The 19,971-nt window shown below is 43.6% G+C and carries 16 protein-coding genes; 15 read left to right on the top strand and 1 reads right to left on the bottom strand.

Going from position 1 to position 19,971, the window contains the following annotated elements; genetic code table 11:
• Positions 1–298 precede the first annotated feature (298 nt).
• From alaS to cls, 3 genes are all read left to right on the top strand, one after another.
• Positions 299–2,941 carry an alanine--tRNA ligase gene (alaS, locus tag IGI88_RS16235; protein WP_005236010.1) on the top strand — a complete coding sequence of 881 codons (2,643 nt, stop codon included), beginning with the start codon at positions 299–301 and terminating at the stop codon, positions 2,939–2,941.
• Positions 2,942–3,218: 277 nt separating this feature from the next.
• Positions 3,219–4,361, top strand: coding sequence for a cation diffusion facilitator family transporter (locus tag IGI88_RS16230; protein ID WP_429960800.1), 1,143 nt, complete (start codon positions 3,219–3,221; stop codon positions 4,359–4,361).
• Between the two features lie 24 nt (positions 4,362–4,385).
• Positions 4,386–5,852 carry a cardiolipin synthase gene (cls, locus tag IGI88_RS16225; protein WP_008379854.1) on the top strand — a complete coding sequence of 489 codons (1,467 nt, stop codon included), beginning with the start codon at positions 4,386–4,388 and terminating at the stop codon, positions 5,850–5,852.
• Here cls and IGI88_RS16220 read toward each other — a convergent pair.
• The gene (locus IGI88_RS16220; protein ID WP_005236004.1) at positions 5,832–6,248 is read right to left on the bottom strand and encodes a ribonuclease HI family protein; all 417 of its coding nucleotides are present in this window, start codon (positions 6,246–6,248) and stop codon (positions 5,832–5,834) included. The two genes, cls and IGI88_RS16220, sit on opposite strands and share 21 nt — an antisense overlap.
• A 65-nt stretch (positions 6,249–6,313) precedes the next feature.
• On the opposite strand from IGI88_RS16220, the gene IGI88_RS16215 reads away from it, so the two are divergent.
• The 12 genes from IGI88_RS16215 to carB all read left to right on the top strand — a co-directional run bounded on the left by IGI88_RS16215 (position 6,314) and on the right by carB (position 19,955).
• Positions 6,314–6,724, top strand: a complete 411-nt coding sequence (locus IGI88_RS16215; RefSeq protein WP_194199743.1) for an EbsA family protein — start codon at positions 6,314–6,316, stop codon at positions 6,722–6,724.
• Between the two features lie 208 nt (positions 6,725–6,932).
• A complete protein-coding gene (locus IGI88_RS16210) occupies positions 6,933–8,603 on the top strand; it encodes a formate--tetrahydrofolate ligase (protein WP_429960799.1) in 1,671 nt (556 codons plus the stop codon).
• Positions 8,604–8,831: 228 nt separating this feature from the next.
• Positions 8,832–9,239 (top strand): hypothetical protein, encoded by a 408-nt coding sequence (locus IGI88_RS16205; protein ID WP_005235998.1) that lies wholly within the window; start codon positions 8,832–8,834, stop codon positions 9,237–9,239.
• Positions 9,232–9,939 (top strand): CBS domain-containing protein, encoded by a 708-nt coding sequence (locus IGI88_RS16200; RefSeq protein WP_005235996.1) that lies wholly within the window; start codon positions 9,232–9,234, stop codon positions 9,937–9,939. Before IGI88_RS16205 ends, IGI88_RS16200 begins: the two co-directional genes overlap by 8 nt.
• Positions 9,936–10,421 carry a signal peptidase II gene (gene lspA, locus IGI88_RS16195; protein WP_005226122.1) on the top strand — a complete coding sequence of 162 codons (486 nt, stop codon included), beginning with the start codon at positions 9,936–9,938 and terminating at the stop codon, positions 10,419–10,421. The genes IGI88_RS16200 and lspA overlap by 4 nt, the downstream gene beginning before the upstream one ends.
• Positions 10,405–11,313 (top strand): RluA family pseudouridine synthase, encoded by a 909-nt coding sequence (locus IGI88_RS16190; protein ID WP_005235994.1) that lies wholly within the window; start codon positions 10,405–10,407, stop codon positions 11,311–11,313. The genes lspA and IGI88_RS16190 overlap by 17 nt, the downstream gene beginning before the upstream one ends.
• Positions 11,314–11,556: 243 nt before the next feature.
• Positions 11,557–12,093 carry a bifunctional pyr operon transcriptional regulator/uracil phosphoribosyltransferase PyrR gene (gene pyrR, locus IGI88_RS16185; protein ID WP_005231374.1) on the top strand — a complete coding sequence of 179 codons (537 nt, stop codon included), beginning with the start codon at positions 11,557–11,559 and terminating at the stop codon, positions 12,091–12,093.
• Between the two features lie 19 nt (positions 12,094–12,112).
• On the top strand, positions 12,113–13,393 hold the full coding sequence (locus tag IGI88_RS16180; protein WP_429960798.1) for a solute carrier family 23 protein: 1,281 nt from the start codon (positions 12,113–12,115) through the stop codon (positions 13,391–13,393).
• Positions 13,394–13,440: 47 nt separating this feature from the next.
• Positions 13,441–14,367: an aspartate carbamoyltransferase catalytic subunit gene (locus IGI88_RS16175; protein ID WP_005235988.1), complete on the top strand. Its 927-nt coding sequence runs from the start codon at positions 13,441–13,443 to the stop codon at positions 14,365–14,367.
• Positions 14,368–14,403: 36 nt separating this feature from the next.
• On the top strand, positions 14,404–15,687 hold the full coding sequence (locus tag IGI88_RS16170; protein ID WP_008379867.1) for a dihydroorotase: 1,284 nt from the start codon (positions 14,404–14,406) through the stop codon (positions 15,685–15,687).
• Between the two features lies 1 nt (position 15,688).
• A complete protein-coding gene (locus IGI88_RS16165; protein WP_005235984.1) occupies positions 15,689–16,768 on the top strand; it encodes a carbamoyl phosphate synthase small subunit in 1,080 nt (359 codons plus the stop codon).
• 1 nt (position 16,769) lies between these two features.
• Entirely contained in the window at positions 16,770–19,955 is a 3,186-nt protein-coding gene (gene carB, locus IGI88_RS16160) for a carbamoyl-phosphate synthase large subunit (protein WP_008379870.1), read from the top strand.
• Positions 19,956–19,971: the final 16 nt, after the last annotated feature.

Genomic DNA, 19,971 nt, shown 5'->3' with positions numbered 1-19,971 from the left:
CGGTTTGATGATTCATTACAGAAAGTTTTTCACTGCTGAGAGAAAAACATGAATTCAGACGGATTGCTCCCTTTGGTGCTCAACTGCAGCAGAAATGTTGCCGTCCACTCCGCGTTAACGAGTCTAAGAGGTAATGAGTCACATCATTGCAAGCAAGGTGGTACCGCGTATCGACGTCCTTGCTCTGCAATGGTGTTTTTTTATCGTCAAAACGACTCTACAGGCATAAGAGCGCCTTACCAGCAATTTTGTCAGCCCCTGTATCTTAAGCGAACACAGAAGAAAGTAGGAGAATAACGTGAAACAATTATCCAGTGCAGAAGTACGCCAAATGTTTTTGGACTTCTTTCAATCAAAAGGTCATTCAATTGAACCAAGTGCGTCCCTTGTCCCAGTCAACGATCCAACCCTATTATGGATCAATTCAGGGGTGGCAACGCTAAAAAAATATTTTGACGGCAGTGTTGTTCCTGAAAACCCAAGAATGACCAATGCGCAAAAATCAATTCGGACCAACGACATCGAAAACGTTGGGAAAACAGCAAGACACCATACGATGTTTGAAATGCTAGGAAACTTTTCGATCGGCGATTATTTCAAGAATGAAGCGATTCATTGGGCATGGGAGTTTTTGACTTCCCCAGAATGGATGGCTTTTGATCCAGAAAAGTTATATGTCACGGTTTATCCAAAAGACACAGAAGCAAAACGGATCTGGGCAGAAGAAGTCGGCTTGACACCAGAGCATATCGTTGAGATTGAAGACAACTTTTGGGACATCGGTGCAGGACCATGTGGACCGGATTCGGAGATTTTCTATGACCGTGGTCCTGAGTTTAATGACGTAGCGGAAGATGATCCCGAAAACTATCCTGGTGGCGAAAACGAGCGCTATTTGGAAATCTGGAATCTGGTCTTTTCAGAATTCAATCATCAACCAGATGGCTCCTATGAACCACTACCACATAAAAACATTGATACGGGGATGGGGCTGGAACGAATGGTTTCCATCGTTCAAAATGCACCAACCAATTTTGAAACAGACTTGTTTCTGCCGATCATCAATGCAGTGGCAGATTTAAGCGGTCGTGTGAACTACGGCGACAGCAAAACGACAGATATCTCCTTTAAAGTGATTGCAGACCATATCCGCGCGCTTTCTTTTGCGATCGGCGATGGGGCACTTCCTTCAAATGAAGGCCGTGGCTATGTTTTACGTCGTTTATTACGTCGTGCAGTCATGCATGGGAAAAAATTAGGGATCGATGCTGCCTTCTTATACAAATTAGTACCGATCGTTGGCGAGATCATGGAAAGCTACTATCCTGAAGTACTAGAGCAGCAAGAATTTATTGAAAAAGTGATCCGCAACGAGGAAGAACGTTTCCATGAAACCATCAATGAAGGGTTAGATATTTTAAATCAAGTGATCGCCCAAGTAAAAGCAGACAACCAAGATACGTTAGCTGGTCAAGATATTTTCAAATTGTATGATACTTACGGCTTCCCAGTTGAATTGACAGAAGAAGTGGCGGAAGACGAAGGGTTGAAAGTGGACCATCAAGGGTTTGAACAAGAAATGGATGCACAACGTGCCCGCGCTCGTGCGGCTCGACAAACGGAGCTTTCAATGGGCGTACAATCCGCTTTATTGACGGATATCAAAGTAGACAGCCGTTTCGTTGGCTATGATTCACTTGAAGCTAACAGTGAATTATTAGTGATCATCCAAGACGAAGCGTTACACGATTCTGTTTCGACAGGTGAAGCAAAACTGATTTTTGCTGAAACACCATTTTACGCAGAAATGGGTGGACAAGTTGCGGATACAGGCACGATCGTAGCAGAAGATGGTACGATCGTAGCGGAAGTGACGGATGTCAAAAAAGCACCGAACGGTCAGTTCTTGCATACTGCTACAGTCAAAGCGCCACTACAAGAAGGCGTGAACTATTTCTTACAAGTGGATCAGCATCGTCGCAATAAGATTATCAAAAATCATACGGCGACTCACTTATTGCATAAAGCGTTAAAAGAAGTATTAGGTAGCCATGCGAACCAAGCAGGTTCATTAGTTGCTCCAGGACATTTGCGCTTTGACTTTAGTCATTTCGGGCAAGTGACCAGCGAAGAACTGAGCCAAATGGAACAAATCGTCAACCAAAAAATTTGGGAAGCCCTCCCTGTTGTGACGATCGAAACGGATATCGATACCGCAAAAGGCATGGGAGCGATGGCACTCTTTGGTGAAAAATATGGGCATGACGTTCGCGTCGTCAATGTTGCCGATTGGTCGATCGAATTATGTGGGGGAACCCATGTGGCAAATACGGAGGATATCGGTATTTTCAAAATCGTTTCTGAATCAGGGATCGGTGCTGGTGTTCGTCGGATCGAAGCCGTGACTAGTCAAGAGGCCTATACGTTATTGCATGAAGAAGAAACGCAATTAAAAGCAATCGCAGGAATCGTTAAATCTGCCCAATTAAAAGAAGTCGTTGCCAAAACAGAACAACTGCAAGCGCAGCTACGTGAATTGCAAAAAGAAAACGAAGCTCTTGCCAGCAAGTTAGCAAATCAGCAAGCAGGGGATGTTTTCAAAGATGTCAAAGAAGTAAATGGTCTGCGTCTAATCACAGCGAAAGTGACTGTTAAGGACATGAACCAATTACGTCAACTAGCCGATCAATGGAAACAAAAAGACCATTCTGATATTTTAGTGTTAGCTACCGCGAATGATGGCAAAGTGAATCTTTTAGCTGCTATGAACAAAGTAGCCAATGAAAAAGGATTGAAAGCGGGCGATTTGATCAAAGAGATCGCACCTAAAGTTGGTGGCGGCGGTGGCGGCCGTCCTGATATGGCACAAGCCGGCGGGAAGAATCCTGAAGGAATCACAGCAGCACTTGAGACCGCAGCAGCGTGGTTAGCTGCCAAGTAAGCACACTATGGTTGAATCTGTACCCGCGAGTTCCTTTCCTTCTAAGAAGATAGGTGAAAGAGGAGCGTAGGTCTTTAACACATTCCTTTTTTGAACGAAGATGACGGAGGGGGAGACCCTTCCGTTATCTTTTTCCTTTTTTCCTACGTGTTATCTGAAAATGCGTTTGATAATTGAAGGGAATTCGCTTTTTTTTCGAAAAAACGATACGAATAGTTGTTTAATTGAATTCCTTCGGGGTAAAATAAGAAAGATGGTTTTTTGAGAGGGTGATGATTTGCTAAACTTTTTTTTAAATCGTAGCAAAAAAAATGGTGTCTACGAACGCACAGCCATTGGGAAGTTAGCAGGTAGCCTCGGGTTGCTTTCCAACCTCCTATTATTTGCCGGAAAATTTATCATTGGTTTATCTGCACAATCTGTTTCGATTATGGCCGATGCCATCAACAGTCTTTCAGATACAGCCTCGTCTATTTTAACATTGATCGGTTTTCGGATCTCGGCGAAACCAGCCGACAGTGAACATCCATATGGACATGAGCGATTTGAAGCCATCAGTGGGTTTGTGGTATCTTTGATCATCACGTTTGTTGGCGGTCAATTTCTCATCAGCTCTGTGCAACGAATCATGGAACCGACGAGTATCCGTCTTTCACCACTATTGTTTATCGTTTTGGTTTTATCGATTTTGATCAAAATCTGGCAGGGAGCGATGTACCGAAAATTGGCGAACATGATTGGCTCTCAAACACTTAAAGCCAGTGGGCAAGACAGTCTCAACGATGTGTATACAACGGGTGCGGTTTTGTTTTCAGCGACGATCGAGTGGTTGACTGGCCTACGTATCGATGGCTTTGTCGGCTGTCTGATTGCCTTGTATATTTTGATTAGCGGAATCAAAATGATTCGTTCCTTTATCAACGAATTATTAGGGGCACGCCCAACGCAAGAAGAAGTAGCTGCCATGGAGCAGCGCTTGGATCACTATCCGACGATTCTCGGTTACCATGATTTACTGGTTCATAATTATGGACCGAAAAATCGCTTTGCCAGTGTGCATATCGAAGTGGATGAAACGTGGTCTTTACGAGAAGCGCATGAGGTGATTGATGCTATTGAACAAGATTTTCGCCAATCTTTAAAGGTCGACCTTGTCTGTCATCTTGATCCAGTACCAATTCAAGATCAGCAGTATCGGTATTTAAAAAAAGAAGTGTCAAAGATCATTCGCTTCGTTGATCCGCAGTTACGGATGCATGATTTTCAGGTCAAAGGAGATCTGTTGGCGTTTGATTTAGTGATTCCCGCAAAATCGGCGTATAGTGATCAAGAAATCGAAGAAATGCTGAAACAAAAAATCAAAGAAACACTAGGGGACTATGAATTGAAGCTTGCTTTCGATCATAGTTACCTATTATAGGGTTACAGGATATAGGAGGAAACTATGATAAAAATGGATATGAGCATGATTTCCACGGTATTATTGGCACTTTTGTTTATTAATACGATTGCTGCCTTTATTACTGTTTTTCGGAAACCACGCTCGATTGCAAGTGTCTTTGCTTGGATGATGACGTTGGTATTCATCCCCGGCATCGGGTTTTTGTTGTACTTGTTTTGTGGTCGGGGGATCGACGGAGAAATTATTTATAAATTTAGTGAGCACCACCAAAGTAGGATCAATGAGTTGAATCAAATCATCAAAGTGCACAATTATTCTTTTCCTGAACATCCTTACTCAGATGACAATCATCTATTAGAGCGCTATTTTAAGAACCTTGATGAATCGCCCTTGACTAAAGGAAACAAAGTAGAATTTTATACAGATGGAAAAGAAAAATTTGCAGCATTGTTTGAAGACATGAAGCAAGCAGAAGATAATCTGCATGTGGAATATTATTCGTTTTTTAATGATGAGATCGGTGGCCAATTTCTGTCTATCTTGATCGATAAAGCCCGTGAAGGTGTTGAAGTGCGTTTGGTCTATGATCCATGGGGGTCACCGAAAGCCAATCGGAAATTCTTTCAACCGTTGATTGATGCCGGTGGAAAAGTCGTGCCTTTCATCACTTCGAAGAACCTGATCCGTAACACACGATTGAACTATCATCTACATCGAAAAATCGTTGTGATCGATGGTCAAATTGGTTGGACTGGCGGCTTTAATGTCGGCGATCAATATTTAGGGAAAAAGGCCAAATTTGGCTATTGGCGAGACACCCATGCGAGAATCGTAGGTACTGCCAGTTTTACACTACAAGAGATTTTTATTCGTGACTGGAACGCATCTGTAAAAAAAGAAGAGGATCAACTGGAATACGAGGATCGCTACTTTATTCTACCGCCGAAAGAGCTCTCTGGAAATGTTGATTTGCAGATTGTCGCTGATGGTCCTGAAAGTGAGACCCAAATTCTCAAAGGCGGTTTTGTAAAAATGATCTTAGCTGCCAAAGAATCGATTTGGATCCAAACGCCTTATTTGATTCCTGATGACAGTATGATGAACGCATTGGAAATTGCCATCCACTCAGGTGTAGACGTCCGAATCATGATCCCATGTATGCCTGACCACCCATTCATTTACCGGGCAACACAGCATTATGCCAATTATTTGCATCGTCGTGGTGCAAAAATCTACATCTATAACAATGGTTTCCTCCATGCGAAGACGGTCATGATGGATGATACCATTAGTTCCTTTGGGACGACAAATCAAGACATTCGGAGTTATGCCTTGAATTTTGAAGTCAATGCTTTTGCCTACGATCACGATGTCACGCAAACGTTGAAAGGCTTCTTTGAAGAGGATATGGCGCAATCCACATTACTGACGGATGAAATTTTAGCTAAGCAGTCTTACTGGTTGCGCTTCAAACAAAACTTCTCTCGGTTATTGTCTCCGATCCTTTAATTTCAACGCCTTTGCTAATCCTTGGCGTGCCAAATGGTCGGCACCTTTGTTTTGGCTCTCAGGGATCCATTGGATGATCGCTAAAGGGAACTGTTTCAACAAGCATTGAATTTCCGTTAAATAATCAGAAAAAGCAGGGTTTTTGGTATAATTCTTGTCGATAGTCTGCGCAACGACTTTGCTGTCGGTATAGAGCATAATCGTCTGTTCCTGTAACCCTTTGTCAATCAGCAGCTGCAACGCGTTTACCATCACAGCGAACTCTGCTTGGTGGTTGGTTGAATCAGGTAGCGGAAACGCAATTTGCTCATGCAGATCAGTACCGACAATGACGATTCCACCGCCACTAGGGCCGGGGTTGCCTTTCGTGGAAGCATCAAGATAAACTTTTAACATTGTCTCACCCTTTTTTGATATGATAAAGATAGTATACTAGAAATTTTATGTTGTGAGGAACTTTTATGAAGCGTAAATTGTATTGGCAACCGGAAGCTGCTACAGCGATCATTTATTGGTCGTTTACTATGATGATATTATTTATCAGTTTGATTCTTTCGTTAGAAAATACCAGACCTTATTGGAAAAGCAACCTCGTTTTAGCCGTCTTTTTCTTTTTTGTATGGTTAGGTATTCATCGAAGCATACTCATCAGGAATGATTTGCTCCTTATTCGCTATGCCCGCTTATGGAAGAAACGCCTTGTTTCTTTACCTGAGATAGAAAAATGGCAAATTGAAAACCATTTAATCAGCATTACCGATCATCAAAAAACGTATACCTTCACGTTACGTAAAAAAGATGTGGTATGGTTAGAAACTTTTTTTCAAGAAAAAATCCCTGAAAAAAGGGTGCAGGTCGAAACCAACGAGTAATTCATAGAAATCTAGAAAACAGCGATCACTCCTTTTGGCGGCACAGCCTTAGGAAGGACGTTGTTTTTGTTTACATAGAGGATTCGGCAAACTTCTTGTAAAAGTGTGGAAAATCTCTCTTTCTTTCTGAATAAAATCAAGTATAATAAGAGCATAGCAAACAAAATACATTTTAAAGTGCTAAATAGTTCGTGAATTGAGGGTAAAAATGAAATCAGATATCGAAATTGCACAAGAATCAATGCCTAAACCGATTATTGAAATTGCTGAACCACTTGGTTTAACAGGGGATGACCTAGAACTTTATGGCAAATATAAAGCAAAAATCGAATGGTCAGCAATCAACGAAAAAGCAAACAATCCGCTGGGTAAACTCATTTTAGTCACAGCGATCAGCCCAACGCCAGCAGGGGAAGGTAAATCAACCGTGACCATTGGACTTGCAGATGCGTTAAATCAAATCGGCAAGCAAACCGTCATCGCCTTACGTGAGCCATCATTGGGCCCAGTAATGGGCATCAAAGGCGGCGCCACCGGCGGCGGCAAAGCACAAGTTCTACCGATGGAAGACATCAACTTACATTTCACAGGTGATATGCATGCGATCACGGCTGCCAATAACGCCTTGTCTGCGTTGATCGACAATCATATCCAACAAGGCAACGAATTAGGGATCGACGGACGTCGGGTCACATGGAAACGCGTTGTCGATTTGAATGATCGAGCGTTACGACAAGTGATTGTCGGTCTAGGGGGACCGTTACAAGGCGTTCCCCGAGAAGACGGTTTTGACATCACCGTTGCTAGTGAAATCATGGCGATTTTGTGCTTGGCAACAAGCATTGATAATTTAAAAGAGCGATTAGGAAAGATTTTAATTGGTTATTCTTTTGAGAAACAACCAATTTACGTAAAAGATTTGGCGGTCCAAGGTGCTTTAGCCTTACTTTTAAAAGATGCCCTCAAACCGAATCTCGTTCAAACGATTGAAGGAACCCCTGCGCTGATCCATGGCGGACCTTTTGCGAATATCGCCCATGGGTGTAACAGTGTCATCGCAACCGAGACGGCTTTGCACTTAGGCAAATACACGGTGACCGAAGCTGGGTTTGGTGCTGACTTAGGCGCAGAGAAATTTCTTGATATCAAAACACCGAATTTATCAAAGGCACCAGATGCGATCGTAGTGGTAGCAACGATCAGAGCACTGAAGATGCATGGTGGGGTCGCTGTCGCTGATTTAGGGACAGAAAACTTAAAAGCATTAGAGCGAGGCTTCAGTAATTTAAAGCGTCATGTTGAAAACATGCGTAAATATGGTATTCCAGTTGTCGTTGCGCTTAATGAGTTCTCACAAGACACAGAAGCGGAGCGAACATTAGTCGAAACCTTGTGCCAGCAAATCGACGTCACCATCGCACGGACAGCCGTTTGGGCAGAAGGTGGCGCCGGTGGAACGGATCTAGCAAAAGCAGTGGTTCAACTAATCGAGGAAAAACCCGCCAACTATCATCGCTTGTATACCGACGATTTGCCTTTAGCGGATAAAGCTTCTTTGATCGTGCGGGAAATCTATGGAGGAGCTGAGGTTGAGTTTGCACCAAAAGCCAAAGCGCAGTTACAAAGCTTCAAAGAGCAAGGCTGGGATCAGCTGCCGATTTGTATGGCAAAAACCCAGTATTCCTTCAGTGATGATCCAAAGCGATTGGGCGCACCAGATGACTTTACAGTAACGATTCGCGAATTCGTGCCAAAATTAGGTGCTGGCTTTATCGTTGCCTTGACTGGTGCCGTGATGACAATGCCTGGATTACCGAAGAAACCTGCGGCTATCAATATGGACGTGACTTCTGATGGCCAAGCGATCGGTCTTTTCTAAAAGAGTGATCACAAGCAAAGAAGACATTCGCTGCATTTGAAACGAAAAAACGGAAAGAGATGATTTGAAAGGACGGATGCAAGCGGCATTCGTCTTTTTCTCGTTCATTAGACGTGATGGAAGATAAAAGTAGGGATTCTTGTTATAATAATCAAGGAAGCAAGCAAAAGTCTATTTTCTTTCTTTTGATAATCAAGTATACTTAACCAATTGAGGTGATCTTTGTCAATGGAGCTACAACTAACTAGGAGGACTGGTTTTTATGGAATGGGCAGTCCCTTAGAGGTCATGCAAGGGAAAAAAAGAATCGCTGCCATCAATCATCAGCAAACGATTTTTTTAGAGTTAGCTGAGCAGACACCGATTCGTGTGCGCATGTTTTTTTTAGAAAGTCAGCCTTTTCAGCTACCACAAGGCCAATCAGCGCTCAAGCTGGAGATCGTGATGAATCCTACGCTTAAAAGATTATATATCGGCTTTTATTTAAGCCTTTTTCTCATGATGGGGGTATTGGGCTTATTCTCTATCTCCCTTTACTCGTTGCTTTTTGTCGGGGTGTATTTGGTGGCATATTTTGTCTTTGTTTTGATTTATTTGAAAAAAGCGTATCTTATCAAGGAGGTTCCTCATGGCTAGTGGTGCAGATCAATTTTTGAGTAGTTTTAATCGAATCGAAAAGCGGCTTCGTGACGAATTGGATAATCCACGGAATATGGGTTTTTCTGAAATGGTTCGTCGCTTGTCAAAAAGCAAAAATATCAATGTCAGAAGAGCAGAAGATGATCTATTACAAATGGCTCAGCTGCGCAATGCCATCGTACATGAAAAAATCGGAGAAAACTTTGTCATTGCTGAACCGAATGAATGGGTCGTCAATCGCATTCAAGAAATTGAACGCTCTTTACTGGCACCTGAAAAAGTCATGCCGCGTTTTGCGAAACGAGTGACTGGTTTTGAAAAGCACCTGCCATTACCAGAGTTATTGAAAATCGTTGCCCAAAAGCGCTATTCACAATTTCCGATCTATGATAATGGTCGATTTTTGGGCTTGATCACTTTGCGGATGCTGGGATACTGGTTAGCGAAAGAAAGCCTCCATGGTGAAATCAAGTTGACAGGCAGAACGGCAGATGAATTATTAGCAGGAGATGGGAAACGATCAAATTATTGTTTCGTGTCGGCTGAAACGACCATCGTAGAAGTGGAAGAATTGTTTCAAAAAAATGCCCTGCTTGAGGCGGTTTTGATCACCAAGGATAAAAATCCGAATGGAAATCTCTTGGGCATCATCCGTCCACGAGATATTTTTAAAGAAGAAAGAGTGGAAAATTTATGATCGCGTTGTTTTTTTTGTTAAGTGCTGTTGTCATTGGCTTGGATCAATGGCTGAAAATTTGGATCGTTGCCAATTATCAACTAGGTGAAACACATTCTCTGATCGACAATGTGTTGTCCCTGACCTATCTTCAGAATACCGGTGCAGCTTGGAGTATTCTAGAAGGAAAAATCACTTTTTTTGCGATCATCACCGTTATCGCGGTTGCCGTCGTTGTTTACCTATTGTTTCGTTACCAAAAAAGCAGTTTGTGGTTTCGCTTTGGATTGGCATTTGTTCTAGGTGGCGCTATCGGAAACTTCATCGATCGCTTGCAGCATGGCTTTGTGGTGGACATGTTCCAGCTTGATTTTATCAATTTCCCAATTTTCAATATCGCTGATATGTCATTAGTGTTTGGGGTAATCTTGATTTTTATTTATGCACTGGTAGATGACGAAGCAAAAGGGAAACAAGGAGAATCAAATGGAAAAGCAAATTGAAGTAATCATTAAAGAAGAAAAAGGGCGGGTCGACAAAGTGTTGGCTGAACGCTTGCCTGACCATAGCCGTTCACAAGTTCAACAATGGCTGAAAGAAGATGCCGTTACTTTAGAAGGTGAAACGGTTCGGGCTAATTATAAAGTAAAAGCAGGCGATCACTTGGTCATCCAAGTGCCAGAGCCGGAAGTAGTAGGTTTAGAGCCAGAAAATATTCCTTTGACGATCGTCTATCAAGATGCTGATGTGGCAGTCATCAACAAGCCGCAAGGGATGGTGGTTCATCCATCCGCTGGGCATCCAAATGGCACCTTGGTCAATGCGTTATTGTACCATATGGATGATTTATCCACGATCAATGATGTTGTTCGGCCAGGAATCGTTCATCGAATCGACAAAGATACGTCGGGTCTGTTAATGATTGCCAAAAATGATCAGGCGCATGAGTCGTTAGCGAAACAATTGAAAGACAAAACCTCGTTACGCAAGTATGTGGCATTGGTCCATGGCAATATCAGCCACGAAAAAGGCACGATCAATGCACCGATCGGCCGCTCGAAAGTCAATCGGAAAATGCAGGCGGTGATTGAGAATGGCAAACCCGCAGTGACTCATTTCACCGTGTTGGAACGCTTTGATCAATTTACCTTGGTGGAATTGCAATTGGAAACTGGAAGAACCCACCAAATTAGAGTGCATATGCAATATATCGGGTTCCCGTTAGCCGGTGACCCAATCTACGGACCAAAGCGTACCTTAAAAGGCAACGGCCAGTTTTTACACGCCAAGCTTTTAGGTTTCGCACATCCCGCTACGGGTGAGTCAATGGTCTTTGAAGCCCCATTACCAGAGCTGTTCGCGGACACGTTAAAAAAATTGCGGAAAAATGATTGATTTTTTTGTGTGAGAACTGTATAGTAATTGTAACAACTAAATAGCTCCTTTAAATGTAGTCCCGTGAGGCTAAGAAGGAATGAGTAAGCAGACGACTCCCGCGTTGGAGATTCGAACCCTTACTAGATGATAACGTGTACCCAAAATTCACAGAATGGGATTTTAGGCAACGATCGGAAAACATGACTCCTACCTCAAGCAGGTAGGAGTTTTTTTATGTTCAAAATTAGGAGGGAATAACATATGGCAGCGAAAGAAGTAGTAGATGCAGTAACAATGAAACGAGCGTTAACGCGGATCACCTATGAAATTATTGAAAGAAATCGCGGCATTGATAACTTGGTGCTGGTAGGAATCAAGACAAGAGGCATCTATATCGCTCAACGAATAGCAGAACGTTTAAAACAACTAGAAGGCGTAGAAGTACCTGTCGGTGAATTGGACATCACCTTGTACCGAGATGACAAAAAGACAGAAGATGATCCAGAGATCCATTCATCAGACATCCCGACTGCCATTGATGGCAAAGAAGTCATCTTGATCGATGATGTCTTGTTTACAGGACGGACGATTCGGGCAGCTTTGGATGCCATCATGGATATTGGTCGACCAAAAAGAATCTCACTCGCCGTTTTAGTTGACCGCGGTCATCGTGAACTGCCGATTCGGGCAGATTTTGTTGGAAAAAATATTCCAACTGCTTTAAGTGAAGAAATTATCGTGGAGATGGAAGAATCCGATGGTTCTGACCGGATCATGATCAATAAAGAAAACGACTAGGAAGAAGAGTGACAGCAACATGCAGAAGCAAGAATTTCGTAATCCAGACGCAGTTTTAGACATCAAAGATCGGCCCAAAGCACTGCCTTGGTTAGGTCTAAGCTTACAACATCTTTTCACGATGTTTGGGGCAACCGTTTTAGTTCCGATCCTCGTTGGGATCAACCCAAGCATCGCTTTAGTTAGTTCAGGTATTGGAACATTGGTTTACTTGGTCACGACGAAAGGGAAGATTCCAGCGTATCTAGGCAGCAGCTTTGCGTTTATCGCAGCGATGCAGATGCTGATGAAATCTGATGGCTACCCAGCTATCGCACAAGGCGCCATCACGACTGGGTTGGTTTACGTGATCGTTTCGATGATCATTAAACGTGCCGGTGCAGCTTGGTTGGTTAAAATTTTACCACCGATCATTGTCGGTCCTGTGATTATGGTGATTGGATTAGGGTTAGCCGCTAACGCCGCCCAGAATGCAATGTACAATGACTCAGTCTACGATTTCAAGTACATTCTGGTAGCTTTGGCTACCTTAGGATTAACGATTTTCTTCAATATGTTTCTGCGAGGGTTTTTAGGATTGATCCCGATCCTTCTGGGGATCGTGGGCGGCTACTTGATCGCCTTAGCAGCGGGGATCGTCGATGTGCAGCCCATCATTGACGCCAACTGGTTTGGCATGCCAAGCTTCGAGATTCCCTTCATTAACTATGAACCAGAACTGTATCTGAATGCAATCACTACGATGGCGCCGATCGCTTTTGTTACCATGACCGAACACATCGGTCATCTGATGGTCTTGAACAAATTAACCAAGCGGAACTTTTTTGAAGAGCCAGGCTTGAACCGAACACTATTGGGAGATGGGTTTGCTCAAATTGCAGCCGGTCTCGTTGGGGGCCCCCCAGTGACAAGTTACGGAGAAAACATTGGGGTTTTAGCAATTACACGGGTCCACAGTGTGTTCGTCATCGGTGGAGCAGCAGTTCTAGCCATCGTACTAGGCTTCGTTGGAAAACTAAGCGCATTGATCTTAAGTATTCCTGGTCCAGTCATCTCAGGGATCAGCTTCCTGCTCTTTGGCGTCATCGCTGCCAGCGGGTTGAAAATTTTGATCGACAACAAAATCGATTTTGATCGTAAGAAGAATTTGATCATTGCGTCAGTGATCCTTGTGGTAGGAATCGGCGGTCTTGTATTCACGGTCGGTACCTTCACATTATCCGCAATGGCGTTAGCAACTGTCCTAGGAATCTTCTTGAATCTTATTTTACCTGACAGCTCTCGCAGCGAAGAAAAATAACTTGTGCCAACTCATCGTTTAAACAGAATCAAAGGAGGAATTCATTCATGATTATTCAATCCGAAAGAATCAGCTTAAAGCATCTTTTGACGGTAGAAGCATTGACGGACCGTGAAGTGATGGGACTCATCCGCAGAGGACAAGAATTCAAAAGAGGGGCGAAATGGATGCCCCAAAAAGAACAATATTTCGCAACAAATCTCTTTTTTGAGAACAGTACCAGAACCCACAAAAGCTTCGATGTTGCTGAGAAAAAACTAGGGATCGAAGTCATCGAATTTGAAGCCTCCACCAGCTCTGTTCAAAAAGGCGAGACCTTGTATGACACGGTCTTGACGATGTCAGCTTTAGGTGTAGACGTTGCGGTCATTCGCCACGGCGATGAAAACTACTACGACGCTTTGATCCAAAGCAAAACGATCCAGTGCAGTATCATCAATGGCGGGGACGGCAGCGGCCAACACCCAACGCAATGCTTGCTAGATTTGATGACGATCTATGAAGAGTTTGGGCATTTTGACGACTTGAAAGTCGCAATCGTAGGTGACATCACCCACTCACGGGTCGCAAAATCAAACATGCAAATGTTGAAGCGTCTCGGAGCGAAAGTCTTCTTCTCAGGTCCAAAGGAATGGTATGACGAAGAATTTGAAGTATACGGTCATTGGCTACCATTAGACGAATTGGTTGCAGAAGTCGATGTTATGATGATGCTTCGTGTCCAGCACGAGCGCCATGATGGAACGGAAAGCTTTTCCAAAGAAGAATACTTAAAAAATCACGGGTTGACCGTCGAACGGGCCGCAAGAATGAAAGAGCATGCGATCATAATGCACCCAGCGCCGGTCAATCGCGATGTGGAATTGGCTGATGCGCTAGTTGAAAGCTTACGCTCACGAATCATCACACAGATGTCCAATGGCGTCTTTGTTCGAATGGCGATTCTTGAAGCGGTGTTGAACGGTAAGGCCTAACAGGCAAAAAGGAAAGAATTAGAGGAGGAAGTTTACATGAAAACACTCATTAAAAACGGTAAAATCATCAAAAAAGACAATCACTGTGTTCCTGCAGCAATTTGGATCGAAGAAGGAATCATTCGTGGGATCGGTACAGCATTTCCCGAAACAGATTTTGACGAAGTCATCGATGCCAAAGAGCAATTGATCACGCCAGGTTTAGTGGATGTTCATGTACACTTCAGAGAACCAGGCTTTGAATACAAAGAAACAATTGAAACGGGCAGCATCGCAGCAGCTCGCGGTGGGTTCACGACAGTTTGCGCAATGCCAAACCTTGACCCAGTTCCCGATACACCGGAAAAATTAACAGCTGTTTACGAAAAAATCAACGCAGATGCGTCAATCAATGTCTTACAATACGCCCCGATCACAGAAAACTTACGCAGTGAAACGTTGACGGATGCAGCTGGAATGAAAGCTGCTGGCGCTTTCGCCTTGACGAACGATGGCGTGGGTGTTCAGACTGCTGGCACAATGTATCTGGCCATGAAGCAAGCAGCCGAAAATGACTTGGCCTTGGTTGCCCATACAGAAGATGACTCCTTACTCTTTGGCGGCGTGATGCATGCTGGTAAAAAAGCAGAAGAACTTGGACTACCGGGGATCTTGAGTGTAACGGAAGCTTCTCAAATCGCTCGTGATGTACTTTTGGCGGAAGCAACAGGTGCTCATTACCATGTCTGCCATGTCTCGACCAAAGAAAGTGTTCGAGTGATCCGAGATGCCAAAAAAGCTGGTATCCATGTGACAGCTGAAGTTTCTCCTCATCATTTGCTTCTAATCGATGAAGATATTCCTGCCGATGAAGGCTTTTGGAAAATGAACCCACCGTTACGTGGGCAAGAAGACCGTGAAGCGTTGATCAAAGGTCTGCTGGATGGCACGATCGATTGTATTGCGACGGATCATGCACCACATGGCTATGAAGAAAAAATGCAAAGCTTTTTAAAAGCACCATTTGGCATCGTCGGATCAGAATATGCCTTCCAATTGTTGTACACTCATTTTGTCAAAACAGGACGCTTTACCTTGCAGCAACTAGTGGATTGGATGACCGTGAAACCAGCATCAATCTTTGGTCTAAGCGCCGGAACGATGATGGTCGGAGACAAAGCCGATCTCGCGATTTTTGACTTAGAATCAGCTTATAACGTGGATCCTAAGCAATTTCTATCAAAAGGAGTCAATACGCCTTTCGGTGGATGGACGTTATATGGGGATACAAGTTATACATTTGTAAATGGAAAATTAGTATGGCAAAAAGGTGGGCAATAATATGAAACGTTGGCTTATTTTAGAAGATGGAACATACTTTGAAGGCGAAGGCTTTGGTGCCAGTATCAATGTTTTTGGTGAGATTGTTTTTACCACCAGCATGACGGGCTATCAAGAAGCCATTACGGATCAAAGCTTTAACGGACAAATCATTACGTTTACGTATCCGATGGTTGGAAATTACGGCGTCAACCGAGACGACTACGAATCAATTTCACCGACTTGTAAAGGGGTTGTTGTGAAAGAACACGCGCGTCTAGCGAGCAATTGGCGGAAACAGCTGACGTTAGATGAATTTTTAAAACGCAAAAATATTCCAGGGATCGCAGGAATCGATACACGCGCGCTGACAAGAAAGATCCGTCAACATGGGACCATGAAAGCGAGTATCGTTGATGCAGGAGATGTCTTTGACCATGCCTTTGATCAATTAAAAGCGGCGGTTTTACCAACCAATCAAGTGGCACAAGTTTCTACCTCAAAACCTTATCCAAGTCCTGGAACGGGTCGCAATATCGTGGTCATCGACTTCGGCTTGAAGCACAGTATTTTACGGGAGTTGTCACGCCGTAATTGCAATCTAACGATTTTGCCATACAATACGACAGCGCAAGAAATTTTAGACCTCGCACCAGATGGTGTAATGCTGACAAATGGACCGGGTGATCCTAAAAGCTTGCCAGAAGCAATTAAAATGATACAAGGGATTCAAGGCAAGGTACCGATCTTCGGGATTTGTTTAGGCCATCAGCTCTTCTCATTAGCGAATGGGGCAGATACCTATAAAATGAAGTTCGGTCACCGCGGATTGAACCATCCGGTAAGAGAGATCGCCACTGGTCGGATCGATTTTACCTCACAAAACCATGGCTTTGCTGTGGATGAAGCATCCATCGATCCTGAAAAACTAATGGTGACACACGTCGAAGTGAACGATGGCACAATCGAAGGGGTTCGTCATCGCCGCTACCCAGCATTCAGTGTCCAATACCACCCAGATGCGGCACCGGGCCCGCATGATGCGGTCCACTTATTTGACGAATTTTTAGAGATGATCGATGCATGGAAGGAGCAGAACTAATATGCCAAAACGTACAGATATCAAGAAAATCATGGTAATCGGTTCTGGACCGATTATTATAGGACAAGCGGCAGAATTTGATTATGCCGGTACACAAGCTTGTTTAGCTTTACGAGAAGAAGGCTACGAAGTGGTGTTAGTCAATTCGAATCCCGCAACGATCATGACGGACAAAGAAATTGCTGACAAAGTCTACATTGAACCAATCACATTTGAGTTTGTCTCACGGATTTTACGTAAAGAACAGCCTGATGCAATTTTACCGACATTAGGCGGACAAACGGGCTTGAATATGGCGATGGAATTAGCCAACTCAGGTATTTTGGATGAATTAGGAATTGAGTTGCTAGGAACCAAATTAGCGGCAATCGATCAGGCAGAAGATCGAGATTTATTCAAACAATTAATGGAAGAATTGGATCAACCGATCCCAGAATCCGAAATCGTATCAACGGTGGAAGCAGCAGTTGAATTTGCGAAAAAAATCGGCTTTCCAATCATTGTTCGTCCAGCATTTACGCTAGGAGGAACGGGCGGTGGCATGTGTAACAATGAAGAAGAATTACGCCAAATCGCTGAAAACGGCTTGAAGCTCTCGCCCGTGACCCAATGCTTGATTGAACGTAGTATTGCTGGGTTTAAAGAGATCGAATATGAAGTGATGCGGGATTCTGCAGACAACGCGATCGTTGTTTGTAATATGGAAAACTTCGATCCAGTCGGCATCCACACCGGCGATTCCATCGTCTTTGCCCCTAGTCAAACACTGTCAGACCATGAATACCAAATGTTGCGAGATGCGTCATTAAAAATTATTCGCGCATTAAAAATAGAAGGTGGTTGTAACGTTCAGTTGGCACTTGATCCACATAGCTTTAATTACTATGTGATTGAAGTAAATCCAAGGGTTTCTCGTTCGTCTGCACTAGCAAGTAAAGCAACAGGTTATCCAATTGCCAAACTGGCAGCGAAAATTGCCGTCGGTTTAACATTGGATGAAATGAAAAATCCAGTCACAGAAACCACCTATGCAGAATTTGAACCCGCCCTTGACTATGTTGTGGCAAAAATTCCTCGCTGGCCGTTTGACAAGTTTGAAACGGGGGAACGTCGATTAGGAACACAAATGAAAGCAACTGGAGAAGTGATGGCCATTGGTCGTAATATTGAAGAGTCATTACTGAAAGCTGTTCGTTCATTGGAAATCGGCACACATCATATCGAAATGAAAGAACTAGAAGCTCTTTCTGACAATGATCTGATGGAGAAGGTCATCAAGGCCCAAGATGATCGCCTGTTCTACGTCATGGAAGCCATCCGAAGAGGGTATACTATCGAAGATTTGAATGAAATGACGAAAATCGATTTATTCTTCTTAGATAAAATGCTTCACATCTTTGAGATCGAACAAGCATTAGCAAACGAACCACATTCCCTTGATGTGTTGAAAAAAGCCAAGCAAAACGGCTTTACGGATAAAAAGATCGCTGAGCTGTGGGAAACCACGGAAGCTGAGATCCGCACGCTGCGTCATGAGCAAAAGATTTTGCCCGTCTACAAAATGGTAGATACATGTGCCGCAGAATTTGAATCAGCAACACCTTATTTCTATAGCACCTATGAGTTTGAGAATGAAAGCAAGCGCAGTGAAAAAGAATCTGTTCTTGTCCTAGGTTCTGGACCGATCCGAATCGGACAAGGGGTGGAGTTCGACTATGCAACAGTGCACTCGGTGAAAGCGATCCAAGCTGCTGGCTATGAAGCGATCATCATGAACAGTAATCCTGAAACGGTTTCGACTGATTTTTCTATCTCCGACAAGCTGTATTTTGAACCGTTGACCTTAGAAGATGTCTTGCATGTGATCGATTTGGAACAGCCAATTGGGGTCATCGTCCAATTTGGCGGGCAAACGGCGATCAATTTAGCCGAACCTTTGGTGAAAGCCGGAGTCAAAATCCTAGGCACCAGCATTAAAGATCTTGATCGTGCCGAAAACCGCGATCTCTTTGAGCAAGCATTACAAGCACTAGATATTCCGCAACCACCAGGCGACACGGCGACGAACGAACAAGAAGCGATCGCCATCGCACAAAAAATCGGCTATCCTGTTTTAGTCCGCCCAAGTTATGTCTTAGGGGGACGTGCGATGGAAATCGTGGAAAACCAAGCCGATTTAGAAGATTATATGCGTCATGCAGTGAAAGCATCACCAGAACATCCTGTCTTGGTCGATCGTTACTTGGTTGGTAAAGAATGTGAAGTCGATGCTATCTGTGACGGCAAAACTGTTTTGATTCCTGGAATCATGGAACATATCGAGCGTGCAGGGGTCCATTCAGGAGATTCAATGGCGGTCTATCCACCGCAAAATCTTTCGGATGAACTAATTGCTACGATCGAAGAATATACCAAACGCTTGGCATTAGGTTTAAATTGTATCGGTATGATGAATATCCAATTTGTCATCCATGAGAACAAAGTGTATGTCATTGAAGTAAATCCTCGTGCTAGCCGAACCGTGCCATTTTTAAGCAAGGTAACAGAGATCCCAATGGCACAAATTGCCACGAAGGCGATTCTCGGGGAAGAGATCACAGCGTTAGGTTATCAAGACGGACTTGCTCCAACACCAAATGAAGTACACATCAAAGCACCTGTCTTCTCCTTTACAAAACTTTTAAAAGTCGATACTTACTTAGGCCCTGAAATGAAATCAACGGGTGAAGTAATGGGATCAGACAAAGATTTGGCAAAAGCACTTTATAAAGCTTTTGAGGCATCAGGCCTGCATATTCCTGAATTTGGAAAAGCACTTTTCACCGTTGCAGACGAAAGCAAAGAAGAGGCAGCAGCACTGGCGGCGCGTTTCGTAGAGGTCGGCTTCACCTTAATGGCTACCAATGGAACCGCTGATTACTTTGAAGAAAAAGGCCTGCAAGTGACACGAGTTGCTAAAATCTCTGATCAACAAGCAGAAGAAACGGTTGTTGATTTGATCCGTAAAGGAACGACCCAAGTAGTAGTCAATACCATGGACAAAGATCGCCAAAATGCAACGGAAGACGGATTTATCATTCGCCGAGAAGCAGTGGAGCATGGTGTACCGACCTTTACTTCTCTTGATACAGCGGATGCAATTCTAAAAGTGATGGAATCCCGCAGTTTTTCAACAAAAGCAATTTAACGCAGATAAAGGAGTT

Source organism: Enterococcus sp. AZ179 (assembly GCF_050498885.1).
GTDB classification, from domain to species: Bacteria; Bacillota; Bacilli; order Lactobacillales; family Enterococcaceae; genus Enterococcus_D; species Enterococcus_D entomosocium.
Note: the sequence above shows the minus strand (reverse complement) of the source record. Positions and strands in the feature narration are given on the sequence as shown.